This is a genomic window from Streptomyces tardus, from assembly GCF_018101125.2.
GTDB lineage: Bacteria > Actinomycetota > Actinomycetes > Streptomycetales > Streptomycetaceae > Streptomyces > Streptomyces tardus.
On sequence record NZ_JAELVF020000001.1, the window covers coordinates 2133703 to 2151506 of the forward strand.

Here is a 17804-nt window from a genome sequence, read left to right on the forward strand (position 1 = left end):
CCCTTCGGGGCGCGCACGACGTGACGGCGCCACAGTGATCGTCGACCAACGCGAAAGCAGCAGTCAACCCACCACCCCCGCACATCTCACGACGAACTCGACGCTGTCGCCGTCGAGAAACTGCTGGAGCAGCGCCCCGGCGGCCTGCTGTACGCCACCGCCTCGCACCGGATCGTCGTCCTGCCGCCGGCCGCGTACGAGGTGCCCACCGTCCTCGTCCACTGCCGGGACGCCGAGGGCCGGCTGCCGAGCGTGCTGCCCGACGAGGAGGGCGGCGCCCGTACTGCCACCCGCCGTCTGCTGGAGGCCGGCCACCGCCGTATCGCACTCCTGAACCTCGCCGCCACCATGCCCGCCGCGGAGGGCCGCCGTCGCGGCTACGAACAGGCACTGCGCGCCGCGGAGTCGCCCGTCGATCCGGGGCTCGTGATCACCGCGGGCACCACTGCCGAGGACGGTCACCGGGCCGCCCGCGCCATGCTCGGCACGGCCACGGCGCCCACCGCGCTCTTCTGCGCCAACGACCGGATGGCGATGGGTGCGTACGACGCCGCACGGGAGCTCGGGCTGCGCATACCCGACGATCTCGCGATCATCGGCTTCGACAACCAGGAGCTGATCGCCACCGGCCTCCGCCCCCGGCTGACCACCGTCGCACTGCCCTTCCACGAGATGGGCGTACGCGGTGTGGAGCTGCTGACCCGCCTCACCGCAACCGCCGCTCCCGGCACCACCGACGCTCCTGCCACCGGCACCGACACCACCGCCTCCACCGGCCGTACCCCGCGCCCCGGAACGCCGGCCCCCGTCCAGCTCGTCCTCGACTGTCCGCTCATCGAACGCGGTTCGGTCTGACCATCCGGGCACGCACCCCTGCGGACGCCCCCAATCCCCCCGTACAGCAAGGGAGTTCAACCATGCTCGTGACCGGCGAATGCGTCGCGGACATCGTCCAGGAGCCGGGCCTCGCGGACCGCGTACACCCGGGCGGCAGCCCGGCGAACGTCGCGTACGGGCTCGCCAGGCTCGGCCACGAGGCGCACTTCCTCACCCAGCTCGGCGACGACCGCCTCGGCGAGCTCATCGCCGCGCACCTGCGCTCCGCCGGCGTCGTCCTGCACACCGACGGCCCCGAGGACGTACGCACCCCCTCCGCCGTCGTGCACCTGGACTCCGCGGGATCCGCCCGCTACTCCTTCGACATCGCCTGGACGTTGCGCGAGACCCCGGTTCCCGACGGCCGGACGCATCTGCATCTCGGTTCCATCGGCGCCGCGGTGCAGCCGGGCGCGACGACCGTCCTCGCGCTCGCCGAGAAACTGCGCCCCACCGCCACCATCAGCTACGACCCGAACGTCCGGCCCGCGCTGATGGGCGACCACGCGGACGCCGTCGCCCAGGTGGAACGGTGTGTGGCCCACAGCGACCTGGTCAAGGCCAGTGACGAGGACCTGAGTTGGCTCTACCCGGGCCGGCCGCTCGAATCGATCGCCGCGCAGTGGGCCACCGCCGAAGCCGGCCCCGCGCTGGTGCTGATCACCCGGGGCGCCGAGGGCGCGCTCGCACGTACCGCCACCCTGACCGTGGAGCAGCCCTCGGCCCCGGTCGAGGTGGTGGACACCGTCGGCGCCGGCGACGCCTTCATGTCCGGCACCCTGCACGCGCTCGACGGCGCGGGGCTGCTGGGCGCAGCCGCCCGCGAACGGCTCGCCGCACTCGACACCGCGACCCTGCGCCAGGTGCTCCGGTACGGTGCCGCGTCCGCCGCCGTCACCGTCTCGCGCGCGGGCGCCAACCCGCCGGATCTCGCCGAGCTCACCGCCGCCCTCCCACGGGACTGACACCGACTCCGACCCCGGCTCGAACACCGGATCCGACCCCGACTCAGACGCCGACTCCGACGCCTTGCGGTGTCCGCCTCCTCAACGGACCCGGCGGGCACCGTAAGGCAGGATGGCCCCCATGAGCGTGCGTGACGACAGCCCGGTACCGCCCACCGCTCAGGACAAGGTCGCCTCGGCCGGGTCCGAGCTGATCGGCGGCCCGCTCGGCCGCCGGGCACTGACCGGCACCAACTGGTGGACCCCGGTGCGGGTCGTGGCGCTGGTCGCGCTCGGCATGTTCGCGCTCGGCATGGTGCAGAAGCTGCCCTGCTACAACGGCGGTTGGTTCTTCGGGCAGGGCGCCCAGTACGTGAGCGCCTGCTACTCCGACATCCCGCACCTCTACACCGGACGCGGCTTCGCGGACGGCGCGGTGCCGTACCTGGACAGCATCACCAAGTACAGCGGCGGGATGGAGTACCTCGAATACCCGGTGCTGACCGGGCTGTTCATGCAGGTGGCCGCCTGGCTGACGCCCGGATCCGAGAACATGGTGCACGCCCAGCAGATGTACTGGCTGGTCAACGCCGGCATGCTGATGGCCTGCACCGCGCTGCTCGTCGTCTGTGTCGCCCGGGTGCACCGGCGCAGGCCCTGGGACGCGCTGCTCGTCGCGCTGGCCCCCGCCTTCGCCCTGACCGCGACGATCAACTGGGATCTGCTGGCCGTCTCACTCACGGCCGCCGCGATGCTCGCCTGGTCCCGCAACCGCCCGGTGCTCTTCGGTGTGCTGCTCGGACTGGCCACCGCGGCCAAGCTCTACCCGGTGCTTCTGCTGGGCCCGTTGCTGCTGCTCTGCTGGCGGGCGGGGAAGTTCCGCGACTTCGGGCTCGCACTGGCCGGCACGGCCGGCGCCTGGCTCGCGACGAACGTACCGGTGATGCTGGTCGCCTGGGACGGCTGGTCGAAGTTCTACTCCTTCAGCCAGGAACGCCCCGTCGACTTCGGTTCGATCTGGCTGATCATCTCCCAGCGCACGGGCGATCCACTGGAGAACGCCAACACCTACGGCACCGTGCTGATGCTGGTCGGCTGCGCCGGCATCGCGCTCCTGGCACTCACCGCGCCGCGTCGGCCGCGTTTTGCCCAGCTCGCGCTGCTGGTCGTGGCGCTCTTCATCCTCACCAACAAGGTCTACTCCCCCCAGTACGTGCTGTGGCTGATCCCGCTCGCCGCACTGGCCCGCCCGCGCTGGCGGGACTTCCTGATCTGGCAGACCTGCGAGGTCCTCTACTTCCTCGGGATCTGGTACTACCTGCTCTACAACCACGGCGGCGACAACAACCACGGGCTGACCCCCGAGGCGTACCACCTCGCCATCGCCGCCCACATCCTCGGCACCCTGTACCTCTGCGGCGCCGTGGTCATGGACGCGATGCGACCCGAGCGGGACTGCGTCCGCTGGGACGGTTCGGACGACCCCTCGGGCGGAGTGCTCGACCACACCCCCGACCGCTTCTCGCTCGCCGACCCGACGAAGACCCCCTGGTACCCCGAAGGTAGCCACCCGGCAGGGGCCGACTCAGCGGCGGCAGCCGGTGCGACCGACCCGGAGAGCCACGGAGGCCGGGACGAGCGGCCGATGACCGTCCGCTGGGGCACGACCCCGGCGCCCTGACCCCCGCGGCGCCCCAGCTTCCCGGCCACACCCCCGCCGTCAGGCCTCCGCGCTCTCCCGTGCTCTCCCGTGCTCTCCCGTGCTCTCCCGTGCGAACGTCTCAACTCCGACGCCAGGGCGGCCTGTTTCACGTGAAACAGCATCCAGGAACCCTCGATTCCGCCTCCCGCACGCGACCCCGGCGTCGCACCTCGCACCAACCGGATGCCACGATCCACGCTCCGCCTGTGATCTGCGAAGCTGCTCGCATGGCTGAGGCGCGCACCGGTTCGATCAACGACGCCCGCACACTTCTGCACTTCCGCGACTTCCGTCGCCTGCTGGCCGTCCGTCTCACCTCTCAACTCTCCGACGGCATCTATCAGGTGGCGCTCGCCGGCTATGTCGTCTTCTCGCCGGAGAGCGAGACCTCGCCCGGTGCGATCGCCGCCGCGATGGCCGTCCTGCTGCTGCCCTACTCGCTTCTCGGCCCGTTCGTCGGCGTCCTGCTCGACCGCTGGAAGCGCCGCCAGGTGCTCCTCTACGGCAATGTGCTGCGGGCGCTGTTCGCGGCAGCCACCGCCGCCCTGATCGTCGCCTCCGTGCCGACCTGGCTCTTCTATCTCTCCGCGCTCTGCGTCACCGCGGTCAACCGCTTCGTCCTCGCCGGGCTCTCCGCCTCGCTGCCACGCGTCGTGGACGAGGAACGGCTGGTCATCGCCAACTCGGTCTCCCCCACCGCGGGTACGCTCGCCGCCACCCTCGGGGGCGGTGTCGCCATCGCCATCAGAGTCGTCAGCCCGGACGGAGCCGCCGCCGACGCCCTCGTCGTCCTGGCTGCTGCCGCGATCTATCTGCTGAGCGCCGCCGCCGCGCTGCGGCTCCAGCGCGAACAGCTCGGCCCCGACCCGTCGTTCCTCCAGCCGCGCCTGCGCGCCGCACTGACCGACACCGCTCGCGGGCTGCTCATGGGACTGCGTCATCTGCGTCGCCGTTCCGTCGCCGCGAAATCGCTGGCAGCGGTCACCCTGCTGCGCTTCTGCTACGGCGCGTTGACGGTGATGCTACTGATGCTGTGCCGCTACGCCTGGAGCGACGACGTCTCCGACGGCATGGCGCTGCTGGGCGTGGCGCTCGGTCTCTCGGGCGTCGGCTTCTTCATCGCCGCCGTGATCACTCCCTGGGCCGCACAGCGGTTCGGCCGACTCGGCTACATGGCGCTCTGCGCCGCCGCAGCAGCGGTGTTGACGCTGGTGCTCGGCCTCCCGTTCCACCCTGCTTCCATGCTGGCGGCAGCGTTCTTCGTGGGGATGGCCACCCAGAGCGCGAAGATCTGCACCGACACCGTCGTCCAGTCGGAGGTGGACGACGGTTTCCGCGGCCGGGTCTTCGCGCTCTACGACATGCTCTACAACGTCGCCTTCGTCGGCGCCGCCGCGGTGGCCGCGGTGATACTGCCGCCCGACGGCCGTTCCCCGATGCTGGTGGTGCTGGTCGCCGTGCTCTACGGCGCCACCGCACTGGCAGTACGCCGTTTCGCGCGCGACGACGGTGGCGAGCTCGCACGCAGCTGATGGGACCGGGACAGACGCCGCCCCTCGTCCGTACGGCCAGCGGTCTCATCTGTGTGTCATGTGCATCAGCACTGTCACAGCCCTTGCCGCCGCCTGCCCAACTGTCAGTGGCTGCGGCTAGGTTACGAACGTCCGTCGGACCCCCGGCGTGCGCGGCCAGAGAGCAGTTTCTGCTTCTGTGCCCAACTGCCTTGCGGAGAAAGGGGGTTCACCCGGTGGAGAAGTGCGCGGCCCGCCAGTGGCCGAGCCCCTCTCGCGTCCTGGAGGACCCTGCCTCTCCGCTGCCCAACTCCGCTCGCTAGCTTTGCGCTTCGAACATGCGCGGCGCGTACCGAACACGGACGCGTACCGAGCACCAGCGCGTACAGAACACCACAGGGGGAACCACCCATGTCCGTACCTCCTCCGCCCCCGGGCGGATTCCCGCAGGGCAACCAGCCCGGCCAGCCCTACGGCGGTCAGCCCGGGCAGCCCCCGCAGGGCGGTATGCCGCCCCAGGGTGGCGGCTACGGCTACCCGCAGCAGGGCGGCCAGCCTCCTTACGGCCAGCCGTACGGCCAGCCCGGCGCACCCCAGGGCGGGATACCCGGGCAGCAGCCTCCGCAGCAGAGCTCGCCGTGGGAGAAGTTCAAGAAGATCAAGACGATCGTCGTCGGCATCGTCGTCGTGGCAGGTCTCAGTCTCGCCGCCTACGGCTTCCTGACCAAGGACGACGCCGAGGACGTCGCTGCCGGCGACTGCCTCAGGAACACCGGCTCCAACAGTGAACCCGACATCGAGAAGCTCGACTGCTCGGACTCGGAGGCCACCCACAAGGTGCTGAAGAAGATCGAGGGCAGCTCGCTGAGCTTCTCGTGCAACAGCGTCGAGGGCACCGTCACCAGCTACACCCAGCAGAAGAAGGGCGATTCCTTCGTCCTCTGCCTGGGCCCTGCCAAGTAACGGCAGCCGACCACTGACCGGCCCGCGCTCCTGCGGGCCCAGTGGACGGACGATGCCGTCGCGACCGGCAGCCTCAACCCGCCCGACCGAGGCCGGCCGAGCGACAACCGGGGGTGTGTTTCACGTGAAACACACCCCCGGTTCGCATGCGGTCGCGGCGGAGCTCAGTCCTCCTGCGCCGCCCACCACTTCCTGAGCGCGGCCACCGCTTCGTCCTCCGTCATCGGCCCTTCCTCGAGCCGCAGCTCCAGCATGTGCCGATACGCCTGGCCCACCATCGGCCCCGGACCCACACCCAGCAGTTCCATGATCTGGTTGCCGTCCAGAGCGGGTCGGATGGCGTCCAGCTCCTCCTGCTCCTGGAGCCGGGAGATGCGCTCCTCCAGACCGTCGTACGCGCGCGACAACGCGCTCGCCTTGCGCCTGTTGCGCGTGGTGCAGTCCGAACGCGTCAACTTGTGGAGCCGGTCGAGCAGCGGGCCCGCGTCCCGCACGTAGCGGCGCACCGCCGAGTCCGTCCATTCGCCCGCGCCGTAGCCGTGGAAGCGCAGGTGCAGCTCCACCAGCCGCGACACATCCCTGATCAGCTCGTTCGGGTACTTGAGCGCGACCATCCGCTTCTTGGTCAACTTCGCGCCGACCACCTCATGGTGGTGGAAGGAGACTCGGCCGTCCTTCTCGAAGCGCCGCGTCTTCGGCTTGCCGATGTCGTGGAGCAGCGCAGCCAGTCGCAACGTGAGATCGGGGCCGTTCTCCTCCAGGTCCATCGCCTGTTCCAGAACGATCAGGGAGTGTTCGTACACGTCCTTGTGGCGGTGGTGCTCGTCGCGCTCCAGTCGCAGTGCCGGGATCTCCGGCACCACGCGTTGCGCGAGGCCGGTGTCGACCAGCAGTGCGAGGCCCTTGCGCGGATGTGCCGCCAGCAGCAGCTTGTTCAGCTCGTCGCGCACCCGCTCCGCGGAGACGATGTCCAGCCGGTCGGCCATCTCCGTCATCGCGGCGACGACCGGTTCGGCGACCGTGAAGTCCAGCTGGGCCGCGAAGCGTGCAGCCCGCATCATCCTCAGCGGGTCGTCGGAGAACGACTCCTCCGGCGTACCGGGTGTACGCAGCACCTTTTCGGCCAGATCCCGCAAGCCGCCGTGCGGGTCGACGAACTGCTTCCCCGGCAACGCCACAGCCATGGCGTTCACCGTGAAGTCGCGGCGAACCAGATCCTCCTCGATCGAGTCGCCGTAGGAGACCTCGGGCTTCCGCGAGACCCGGTCGTACGCCTCGGACCGGTACGTCGTCACCTCGATCTGATAGGTGGTCGCCTCCCCGTCGCTCCCGTCGCCCTCCCCGTCGCCTCCGCCGCCTGCGGCTTTCTGGCAGCCCACGGTGCCGAAGGCGATGCCCACCTCCCAGACCGCGTCGGCCCACGGCCGGACGATGCGCAGCACATCTTCGGGGCGGGCGTCGGTGGTGAAGTCGAGATCATTGCCGAGCCGGCCGAGCAGTGCGTCGCGCACTGAGCCGCCGACCAGCGCGAGCGAGAAGCCTGCCCGCTCGAAGCGGCGCGCGAGCTCGTCGGCGACCGGTGCAACCCGCAGCAGTTCGGTCACCGCCTGCTGCTGCACGGCGCTGAGCTCGCTGCTCCCGGGAGCCGGCGCTGCACCGTCACCCGCACTCCGCTCGGTGTCCCGGTGGTCTGAATTCTCGGCGTTCTCGGGCTGGCCCGTCTTGGCGTTCGACACAGCAGAAGAGCCTACGTGGCCGGTTGCCGCACCTCTGCACGCAGCGGTGCCGAACCCGTCGGCGGCACCGGTGCACAACCTGCCGCCCGGTGACGGTGGGCGACGATTCACGTGAAACACTCCGCGGCACGCGCGGCCTGCGGCAATCGTTAGCATCTGCAGTGCGCAAGACCATCACCAGCACCAGCGCATCGACACAGGACGGACCAGCGCGTGGCCGAAGCGGCAAACAAGCACGGTACCTCTGGCGCGTCTGCCCGCAGGAGCCGATCACGTCGTACGACGACCCTGTGCGTGCTGGTACCGCTGATTCTCAGCACTCCCGGCGCGGTGACTGCCGCACACGCCGACGCCCACCGTTCCGCACCCGGCACGCCCCTGCCTGCCGCACAGGGCGCCGCCCGGCAGGCAGGCACTCAGCCGACCGCACAGCAGGCCACGGTGCACCCCGCCGCGCAGAGCCGTCCGGGCGCACCGCACCGCCCGCAGAACGGCACCGGCTCACGCAGCGCCGAGGTCACGCTGAACACCGTGAGCCCCGCCGTACCCGACGCCGACGGCACGCTCACTCTGAGCGGCACTGCGACCAACCGCAGCCGCACCGCGCTCTCGGACGGCGAGATCGTCCTCTACTCCGGCCAACGCCTCGCCTCGCGCAGCGCGATCGAGCAGGCGGGCAAGCGGACGGGCTTCCAACCGGGCCAGGAGGGCACCCGCGTCTCCGGCAAGGGCACCACCGTCGAGGTCGACGACCTCCGCCCCGGTCAGACCCGGTCGTTCAGTCTGCGCGTGCCCGTCGAACGTCTGGGGATCGGCGACGACGGGGTCCACCAGCTCAGCGTGACGCTCACCGGCCAGAGCCGGGCGGAACCGTACGAGCACGTCCTCGGGGTCTCCCGCACCTTCCTGCCGCAGTACGGCGGCTCGGGCAGCGAGACGGACATGACCTTCGTCTGGCCTTTGATCTCCGGTTCGCACCTCACCGCCCGCACCGAGTCCGACCGGCGCCAGACGCCCGTCTTCCGTGACGACCGGCTGGCGAAGGAGATCGCACCCGGCGGCCGGCTGGAGCAGCTGGTCGCGCTCGGCAAGAACCTGCCGGTGAGCTGGGTCGTCGACCCCGATCTGCTGGCCTCGGTCGACGCGATGACCAAGCCGTACAAGGTCGAGACGCCCGAAGGCGTCGTCTCCGGCGAGACCAGGTCCAACGCGGACGCCAGGCGCTGGCTGAACGACCTCCAGGAGGCCGTCGAGGACAAGGAGGTCGTGGCGCTGCCGTTCGGCGACCCCGACCTCGCCGCGCTGGCCCACCACGGCAAGAAGGTCAGCGGCACCCTGGGACATCTGCGCCCGGCGACCGACGGAGCGCGCAAGACCGTCGAGACGATCCTGCACACCACGCCGAACACCGACTTCGCCTGGCCGATCGAGGGCGCCATCGACCCGTCGGTCGTCTCGGTCGCCACCTCGGGCGGCGCACGCTCCATCCTGACCCGCAGCGACAGCCTCCGGGAGACGGACGGGCTGTCCTACACCCCGAGCGCCGCCCGTCCGATCGGCGGCGGCGTGACGGCGGTGTCGGCCGACGCCCGGCTCTCCAGGATGTTCCGCGACGACATGACGAGCGCGGAGAAGGCCACCTCGGCGGTTCAGCAGTTCGTCGCCCAGAGTCTGGCGCTCTCCGAGCAGAACGCCGCCGGCACCCGGAACCTCGTCGTCGCACCGCAGCGCATGCCCTCCGGCAGCCAGGCACGCGCCATGGCGGCAGCGGTGGAGGCGCTGGAGGACGCCGGCTGGAGCGACTTCACCGAGCTCGGGGAGGCCTCGAAGGCGAAGCCCGACCCGAAGGCCGCCAAGAGCGTACCGAACACGGGCGCCTACCCGGGGCGGCTGCGGCGACAGGAGCTGGACACCAACGCGTTCAAGCAGCTGCAGCGCACCCAGAGCACCCTCGACGACTTCACTGTCATCCTCAGCCAGGACGACCGGGTCGTCACGCCCTTCGGCAACGCGCTGCGCCGCGAGCTCTCCACCTCCTGGCGCGGCCGGGAGAACGAGGCCGCCGCCTACCGCGAGTCCGTCCAGGCCTATCTGTCCGAACTGACCCGCCAGGTACGGCTGGTGCAGAAGTCCCGGATGACGCTGTCCGGCCGCAGCGCGACCATTCCGGTCACCGTGCAGAACAACCTCATCCAGCCGGTCGACGGGCTGGAGCTGCGGCTCACCTCCCAGCGCCGCATCGGCCTGGAGATCGAGGAGGAGCGGCAGCAGGTCGTCGTGGAGGGCGGCCACAGCCAGTCGCTGAAGTTCGAGACCTCCGCCAGGGCGAACGGACGCACGCTGCTGGAGGCCAGGCTCTACACCAAGGACAACAAGCCCTACGGTCCGCCGATGCGCTTCCAGGTCGACGTCACCGAGATCACCTCCACAGTGCTGCTGGTGATCGCGGGCGGCGTCCTGCTGGTCGTGCTCGCGGGGGTACGGATGTACACCCAGCGCCGCCGGCAGGGCCCGGCACCCGACCCGGACGCCCCGCTCGTACCGGGCGCCGACGCCGACCAGCGCCCCGAGCCCGCACCCGAGCCCGCACCCGAGCCGACCGGCACCGGCACAGACTCCGGCAGCGGCACCGGCACCGGAGCGCACGCCGCCGGTACGTCCGGTACGTCGGACCAGCCCGACCCGGACACCTCCTCCGAGAACCCCTCGGACGCGCCCAGCGCAACGTCCGACGCCGGTACGCCGGACACGGACACCGGGCCGGAAAACCCCGACTCACCCGGCGCAGGTGAGAAGGTGGACCGTTGAGCGAGGTGTGGGGCCGGCAGAAGCCCGCGGACGACGAGGTGGGGTACCAGTGAACGTGCCGTACGACCGGGAGCCAGGCCAGGACCCGGGCGCCGATGAGGGCGCTGCCCCTGACCCGTATCTGCGCGACGCCTTCCGGCGCGACCCGCTCCTGGGGCAGCAGTCACCGGGGCACTCCCCACAGGCGCACCCCGGCACGGGCCAGGGCCCGCACGGCGCGTACGACCCGCAGTTGTGGGCTGCTCCCCCCGCACTCGAGCCCCACGACCGCCCGTACGGCGACGACGGCCGGCGCCCGCGCGCCCAGTACACGGGGGTCGACGACCTCCTCGCGCACGCCCAGGACAGCGACCGGGATCGCTCCGGGCAGCAGCCCGGTGACGAAGTTCCCCGGGCGCTGCCCAACGACGACGCCTTCGCGCACCTGTTCCGCGACCAGAACGCAGCCCCGCCGGCCGCTCAGCACGCTCCGGCCGCAGCCCCCCCCCAGTCCGCAGCCGCCCAGAAGTCCGCAGCCGCCCAGAAGTCGGGCGGAGGCGGCGGCGGGCTGCTGAAGTCCAGCGCGATCATGGCCGCCGGCACGCTCGTCTCCCGCCTCACCGGCTTCCTGCGCACCGTGGTCATCACCGCCGCGCTCGGCGCCGCGATGCTCGGCGACACGTACACGATCGCGTACATGCTGCCGACGATGATCTACATGCTGTCGATCGGCGGCGGCCTCAACTCCGTCTTCGTGCCCCAGCTCGTCCGGGCGATGAAGAACGACGACGACGGCGGAGTCGCCTACGCGAACCGGCTGCTCACCCTCGTGATGGTGGCGCTCGCCGCGCTGGTCGGCATCGCCGTGCTCATCGCCCCGCTGCTGATCAAGATGCTCTCGGTGCCCATCGCGGGCAACGACGACGCCAGCAACGTCGCGATCACCTTCGCCCGCTACTGCCTGCCGACGATCTTCTTCATGGGCGTGCACGTCGTCATGGGCCAGATCCTCAACGCCCGCGGTCGATTCGGCGCGATGATGTGGACCCCCGTCCTCAACAACATCGTCATCATCGCCACCTTCGGCGCCTTCATCTGGGTGTACGGAACGCAGAGCAGTTCGGAGCTCGGCGTCACCACGATCAGCGAGGAAGGCGTACGGCTGCTGGGCATCGGCACGCTGCTCGGCCTCGTCGTGCAGGCCCTGGCGATGATCCCCTACCTGCGCGCCGCCGGCTTCAACTTCCGCCCGCGCTTCGACTGGCGCGGCCACGGCCTCGGCAAGGCCGCGAAGCTCGCCAAGTGGACGATCCTCTTCGTCCTCGCCAACCAGGCGGGCCTGGTGGTCATCTCGCAGCTCGCCACCTCGGCCGGCGCGGACGCCGCCGAGGCGGGCAACGCGGGCGCGGGCATCATGGGCTACAACAACGCCCTGCTGATCTGGCAGATGCCGCAGGCCATCATCACGGTCTCGGTCATGGCAGCGCTGTTGCCGCGGCTCTCCCGCTCCGCACACGACGGCGACCTCGGCGCCGTGCGCGACGACCTCTCGCACGGGCTGCGCACCTCCGCGGTCGCCATCGTCCCCATCTCGTTCGGTTTCGTCGCACTCGGTGTGCCGATGTGCATGGTGCTCTTCTTCTCGGCGGGAACGACCGCCGCGGCGTCCATGGGCTTCATCCTGATGGCCTTCGGAGTCGGCCTGATTCCGTTCTCCGTGCAGTACGTCGTGCTACGGGCCTTCTACGCCTTCGAGGACACCCGCACGCCGTTCTACAACACCGTCATCGTCGCCGCCGGAAACGCCGCCGGCGCCGGCCTCTGCTACATCGTGCTGCCCAGCCGCTGGGCGGTCGTCGGCATGGCCGGCTTCTACGGCGTGGCCTACGCGGTCGGCGTGCTCATCGCCTGGCGCCGCCTGAGCCGCAAGGAGAACGCCACCCCGGAATCGGGACCGATCATCCGGACCTACACCCGTCTTGCGCTGGCCAGCGTGCCGGCCGCCGCGCTCTCCGGAGCCACCGCGTACTTCGTTCTGGGCGCCGTCGGCAGCGGCTTCCTGGGCGGCGCGGCCTCGCTGCTGGCCGGGTCGGTGGTGCTCGCCGTGGTCTTCGTACTCGCCGCCAAGCGGCTGCGTGTGCAGGAGATGACCGCGATGGTGGGGATGGTTCGCGCCAAGCTCGGGCGCTGATACAACCCTTCACCGGGGCCATGTGTCGTGCATGTCGAGGACTACAGGCACAATTGTCTTGGCCGGGTTCCGCTCACGGCTGAAGTTCAGCCGCCAGGGGATCCGATGGCGCTGTCGATCCGTCAAGGAGACAGCGACCTCTCCCGCACTGCCACGCGGGAAAGGTCACCAAGGTCACAGGGCGGCGGAGCCGAAAGGCCGAATCTGCCGCCCGGTGTCGGGTAGTCGCGCGATGTGCGCCGACGACCGAGGTGCACCGACGACGGCAGCAAGCGGATGGGGAGGCAGGAGCGACGGTGGCGGAACGAAACACAGCTGCCGTTGACGTGGCGAGCGCGACCGCCGGGAGCGAGGAGACTTCGCCCCCGGCGAGCGCGCCGAAGGAACCGAAGAGTGCGTCGAGGCCCGAAAAGGCCTCGACGACGACCGAGAGGTCCGAGGACTCCGACGGATCCGAGGAGAAGGCCACGGCCGACGGCAGAAAGCCGCATCGCACCCCCGCAGGTACCAAAGGCGCTCCGAGCGAGCTGCACAGCGGTCACAAGCTCGCCCGCCGGTACCGCCTGGAGGAGTGCACCACCAGGCTCGACGGCTTCAGCAGCTGGCGTGCCGTGGACGAGAAGCTCCGGCGCGCGGTGGGCGTCCACCTGCTGCCCTCGGGGCACAGCAGAGCGCGTGCCGTGCTCGACGCGGCCCGCTCCTCCGCGCTGCTCGGCGACCCCCGCTTCGTCCAGGTGCTGGACGCGGTGGAGGAGGGCGACATGGTCTACGTCGTCCACGAATGGCTGCCCGACGCGGTGCCGCTCACCGAGGTGCTCGCGGCCGGGCCGCTGGAGCCGTACGACGCGTACCAGCTCGCCCACCAGGTCGGCCAGGCCATGGCCTCGGCGCACCGCGAGGGGCTCGCCCATCTGCGCCTGACCCCGGGCGCCGTGCTGCGCACCGGCTCCGGCCAGTACCGCATCCGCGGTCTCGCGGTGAACGCAGCTCTGCGCGGCATCACCGACGACCGCCCCGAGCGGGTGGACACCGAGGCGATCGGCGCCCTGCTCTACGCCGCGCTGACCCAACGCTGGCCCTACGAGCGGGACGCCTACGGGCTCACCGGCGTCGGCGGCCTCGCAGGCGGCACCCTCCCGCCCGACCAGGTCCGCGCCGGAGTGCACCGCGGCCTGTCCGACGTCGCCATGCGAGCGCTGGTCAACAAGGGCGCGACCGCCGCCAGCCAGGACCCGCCCTGCACCACGCCGCAGGAGCTTGTCACCGCGCTGACCGAGCTGCCCCGCATCAAGGCGCCCGAGCCGGAGTTCCCCGCCGCCTACCAGCGCCGGGAGTACCCGCCGTACGCCCGGGGCGCCTACTCGAACAAGCCGGCAGCGGCGGCAGCTCCTCGCGAGCCTGTCGTCGCCGCGCCCGCCCCCACCCTGCCCGGACGCACCGGCAAGGCGCTCAAGTGGGGTGTCTCGGCGCTACTCATCGCCGCGCTCGGCCTGGGCAGTTGGCAGGTGGCGGACGCGCTGATGAACGGCGGCGGGCCCAGCGGCGGCGAGCAGGACGCCGACGACTCCGGCTCCGACGACAAGCCGAAGCAGCAGGCCGCCGGCAGCAGGCTGACGATCCAGGACGCCCGTGAGTACTACCCCGACGGCCGCCCGCAGGCCGCCGACAAGGTGGCGCTCAGCTACGACGGCGACCCCAAGACCCACTGGAACACCAAGAGCTTCCAGGACGGCCCGGCCACCGCCCCGTACAAGGACGGCGTCGGCATCGTCTACGACCTCGGCAAGGCGAAGAAGATCTCCTCGGTCTCCCTCAACCTGCGCAACAGCGGCGAGCACACCGAGATCGCGCTCTACGCCCCCGATTCCCTCGCCCCGTCGAGCGGTCCGGGGTCGCTGCCCCGGATCGGCGCCGCGAGGACGACCGGTGCCTCGGCCGCGGTGAAGCTCAAGAAGCCGGTGGAGTCCCGCTACGTGCTGGTGTGGCTGACGGCGATGCCGCACTCGGGCAGCGACGGCTTCAGTTCAGCCGGATACAAGCAGGGGATCTCGCATGTGGTGGTGAAGGGGTCCTAGGATCTGCCCCACCATGACCGATCACGATCCCGCCAGGCAGTCACCCGGCCCGTCCGCCCCTGCCGAGGCCACCGACGCCGAGCTTCTGACCCGTCATGTCGACGGCGACCCCGACGCCTTCGGCGAGCTCGTACGCCGCCACCGCGACCGGCTGTGGGCCGTGGCGCTGCGGACGCTCGGCGACCGTGAGGAGGCCGCGGACGCCGTGCAGGACGCGCTGGTCTCGGCGTACCGGTCGGCGCGCACCTTCCAGGGCAGGTCCGCGGTGACGACCTGGTTGCACCGCATCACCGTCAACGCGTGCATCGACCGCGCACGCAAGGCGGCCTCGCGCCGGATGTCCCTGACCGACGACACGGAGAAGCTGGATCAGCTGCTCGAACCGCAGGAGTCTGCGGCCGTACCGGCGGAGCGGGCCGATCTCCAACGCCAAGTGGTCGCAGCGCTCGACGAGTTGCCGACCGACCAGCGCGCAGCCCTGGTCCTGGTGGACATGCAGGGCTACCCGGTCGCCGAGGCCGCCCAGATGCTCGACATCCCACCGGGCACGGTCAAGAGCCGGTGCGCCCGCGGCAGAGCCCGGCTGCTCCCGCTCGTCAGACATCTGCGTCCCGGCAGCGACCCCGAGGACCGGGGGAGCAGCCCGCCGGGCGCCACCGGCCGCGGCTCCACCAGAGCCCCCACGGTGAAGGAACGGGAACGGAACCGGACGCGGGGGACATCCGTCCCACCGGCAGGACAGGGCGAAGGAGCCGGAGCAGTGAAGGACGGAGGTGCACCCTCATGACCGAGCCTTTCCCGACGTCCGGAGCTGACGAGCACCCTGAGGTCGCCGATATCTCCGCTCTGGGCGAAGGATTGCTGCCGCCCGACCGTTCCGCCGACGTCACCGCACACCTCGCCTCCTGCACGCTCTGCGCAGATGTGCGGGAGTCGCTGGAGGAGATCCGTTCGGCACTCGGTACGTTGCCGGGGCCGGTCCGGATGCCGGAGGACGTGGCCGGGCGCATCGACGCGGCGCTGGCCGCCGAAGCGCTGCTGAACGCGGAGGCCCGCGCCGAGTCGGCGGCCACCGCCTCTTCCGCACCGGGCAGAACCGCCGTCGGCCGTACGGCGGCAGCGGATCCTGCGGTGGATCCCGGCTCTGCTGAGACTGGTTCTGCGGAGTCTGATGCGGCAGCGCCTGTTTCACGTGAAACAGGCAAGCCCGCTCCCCTGCGCGAGCGCCGCGCCGGCGGCGCTTCCCGTCGGCCACCGTCACGCAGCGGCGCAAGCGCCGGTCCGGGGCGTTCCTCCCGTCGCCGTCGGCTGATCCTGACCTCCGCAGCAGCCTGCGCAGCGCTCGTCGTCGGCGGACTGATGGTTCCGCTGCTCATGCAGGACAACGACGACAGCGCGGGCATCGCTCAGAGCGACACCACGAAGGACGGCGAGCGCGGCATCGCCGCGGCCGACCTCGCCGCCCAGGTGCGAGAGCTGCTGGACGCCTCGCCCCAGGACACCTCCCGGGAACAACCGCCGTCCGCCGAGGGCAGCAGGAACCCCGGGCAGCCGAGCCGTCAGGAGGATTCCAGCGCCAGCCCCTTCGGCGCGGAGACCGCGGCCGAGGTGCCCGAATGCGTCAGCAAGGCCATCGACCGCACCGAGACACCGCTCGCCGTCAGCCGCGAGACGTACGAGGGCGTGGAGTCCTACGTCGTCGTCCTGCCGCATGCGGGCGAGCAGCGTCAGGTGGACGCCTACGTCGTGGGCGCCGACTGCACCGACGCCGCCGACGGCGGGCCCGGCAAGGTACTCGCCGAGCGGACTGTCGACCGCCCCTGAAACCGGGCTTGTACCCACTTGAAACCGGGCTGTACCCACTCGCCGGGCTCGCCGGCGGGTGGGACTCGGCATGAGGCGTCGTCGAGCGGGAATGCGCGCCCCGTAGGATCGCGTTGGGTGGAGTGAAGGCACCGCCCGGCAGATGCAGGAAACCTCGGCAGACAAGGATGACCCCCCGTGAGCGACGTCCGTAACGTGATCATCATCGGCTCCGGGCCCGCGGGCTACACCGCTGCGCTCTACACCGCACGCGCCTCGCTCGAGCCGCTGGTCTTCGAGGGCTCGGTCACCGCTGGCGGCGCCCTGATGAACACCACCGAGGTGGAGAACTTCCCCGGTTTCCAAGACGGGATCATGGGCCCCGAGCTGATGGACCAGATGCGTGCCCAGTCCGAGCGTTTCGGTGCCGAGCTGGTGCCGGACGACGTCACCGCGGTGGATCTGACCGGCGAGATCAAGACGGTCACCGACTCCGAGGGCACCGTCCACCGCGCGAAGACGGTGATCATCACCACCGGCTCGCAGCACCGCAAGCTCAACCTGCCCAACGAGGACGAGCTCTCCGGTCGCGGCGTGTCCTACTGCGCCACCTGTGACGGCTTCTTCTTCCGTGAGCAGGACATCGCCGTCATCGGTGGCGGTGACACCGCCATGGAGGAAGCCACCTTCCTCTCCCGCTTCGCCAAGTCCGTCACCGTGGTACACCGCCGGGACACCCTGCGCGCCTCGAAGGCCATGCAGGAGCGGGCGTTCGCCGACCCGAAGATCTCCTTCGCCTGGGACAGCGAGGTCAAGGAGATCCACTCGGCGGACGGGAAGCTCTCCTCTCTGACGCTCGCCGACACCAAGACCGGCGAGACCAAGGAGCTCGCGGTGTCGGGCCTCTTCGTCGCCATCGGCCACGACCCGCGCACCGAGCTGTTCAAGGATGTGCTCGCGCTCGACGAGGAGGGCTACCTCACCGTCGACAGCCCCTCCACCCGTACGAACATCCCGGGCGTCTTCGCCGCCGGTGACGTCGTCGACCACACCTACCGCCAGGCGATCACCGCGGCTGGCACCGGCTGCTCCGCCGCACTCGACGCTGAGCGCTTTCTCGCCGCGCTCACTGACGGCATCGCCGAGGCAGCGGAGCCCGAGCAGGCCGCCGCCGCGATCTGAGGGACGACGCGTTCTCGCTGATCATCGCTCCTCG

11 protein-coding genes and 1 pseudogene are annotated in these 17804 nt (G+C 70.8%); 11 read left to right on the forward strand and 1 reads right to left on the reverse strand.

The features are described 5' to 3' along the window. Window positions 1–96 precede the first annotated feature (96 nt). From JGS22_RS09175 to JGS22_RS09195, 5 genes and pseudogenes are all read left to right on the forward strand, one after another. Window positions 97–855: pseudogene (locus JGS22_RS09175) on the forward strand (substrate-binding domain-containing protein); the annotation flags it as partial. A 62-nt stretch (window positions 856–917) separates the two neighbouring features. Further along, entirely contained in the window at window positions 918–1841 is a 924-nt protein-coding gene (locus tag JGS22_RS09180) for a carbohydrate kinase family protein (protein ID WP_211042141.1), read from the forward strand. A gap of 121 nt (window positions 1842–1962) precedes the next feature. Further along, window positions 1963–3501: a glycosyltransferase family 87 protein gene (locus tag JGS22_RS09185; RefSeq protein WP_372454212.1), complete on the forward strand. Its 1539-nt coding sequence runs from the start codon at window positions 1963–1965 to the stop codon at window positions 3499–3501. 248 nt (window positions 3502–3749) lie between these two features. Beyond that, entirely contained in the window at window positions 3750–5054 is a 1305-nt protein-coding gene (locus JGS22_RS09190; protein ID WP_211042143.1) for an MFS transporter, read from the forward strand. A 390-nt stretch (window positions 5055–5444) separates the two neighbouring features. After that, window positions 5445–5996, forward strand: coding sequence for an LppU/SCO3897 family protein (locus JGS22_RS09195; RefSeq protein WP_211042144.1), 552 nt, complete (start codon window positions 5445–5447; stop codon window positions 5994–5996). Window positions 5997–6160: 164 nt separating this feature from the next. On the opposite strand, the gene JGS22_RS09200 is transcribed toward JGS22_RS09195, so the two are convergent. After that, a complete protein-coding gene (locus tag JGS22_RS09200; protein WP_211042145.1) occupies window positions 6161–7615 on the reverse strand; it encodes a CCA tRNA nucleotidyltransferase in 1455 nt (484 codons plus the stop codon). A 330-nt stretch (window positions 7616–7945) separates the two neighbouring features. Between JGS22_RS09200 and JGS22_RS09205 the strand changes: the two genes are divergently transcribed. From JGS22_RS09205 to trxB, 6 genes are all read left to right on the forward strand, one after another. After that, a complete protein-coding gene (locus JGS22_RS09205) occupies window positions 7946–10540 on the forward strand; it encodes a DUF6049 family protein (protein ID WP_372454213.1) in 2595 nt (864 codons plus the stop codon). A 49-nt stretch (window positions 10541–10589) separates the two neighbouring features. Further along, the gene (murJ, locus tag JGS22_RS09210) at window positions 10590–12710 is read left to right on the forward strand and encodes a murein biosynthesis integral membrane protein MurJ (RefSeq protein ID WP_308405585.1); all 2121 of its coding nucleotides are present in this window, start codon (window positions 10590–10592) and stop codon (window positions 12708–12710) included. 296 nt (window positions 12711–13006) lie between these two features. Next, on the forward strand, window positions 13007–14785 hold the full coding sequence (locus JGS22_RS09215) for a protein kinase family protein (RefSeq protein ID WP_211041716.1): 1779 nt from the start codon (window positions 13007–13009) through the stop codon (window positions 14783–14785). Between the two features lie 13 nt (window positions 14786–14798). Next, window positions 14799–15572: an RNA polymerase sigma factor SigM gene (gene sigM, locus JGS22_RS09220; protein ID WP_211041715.1), complete on the forward strand. Its 774-nt coding sequence runs from the start codon at window positions 14799–14801 to the stop codon at window positions 15570–15572. Further along, complete coding sequence (locus JGS22_RS09225; RefSeq protein ID WP_211041714.1) at window positions 15569–16609, forward strand: RsmA family anti-sigma factor; 1041 nt, start codon at window positions 15569–15571, stop codon at window positions 16607–16609. Before sigM ends, JGS22_RS09225 begins: the two co-directional genes overlap by 4 nt. 177 nt (window positions 16610–16786) lie before the next feature. Then, window positions 16787–17770, forward strand: coding sequence for a thioredoxin-disulfide reductase (gene trxB, locus JGS22_RS09230; protein WP_211041713.1), 984 nt, complete (start codon window positions 16787–16789; stop codon window positions 17768–17770). Window positions 17771–17804: the final 34 nt, after the last annotated feature.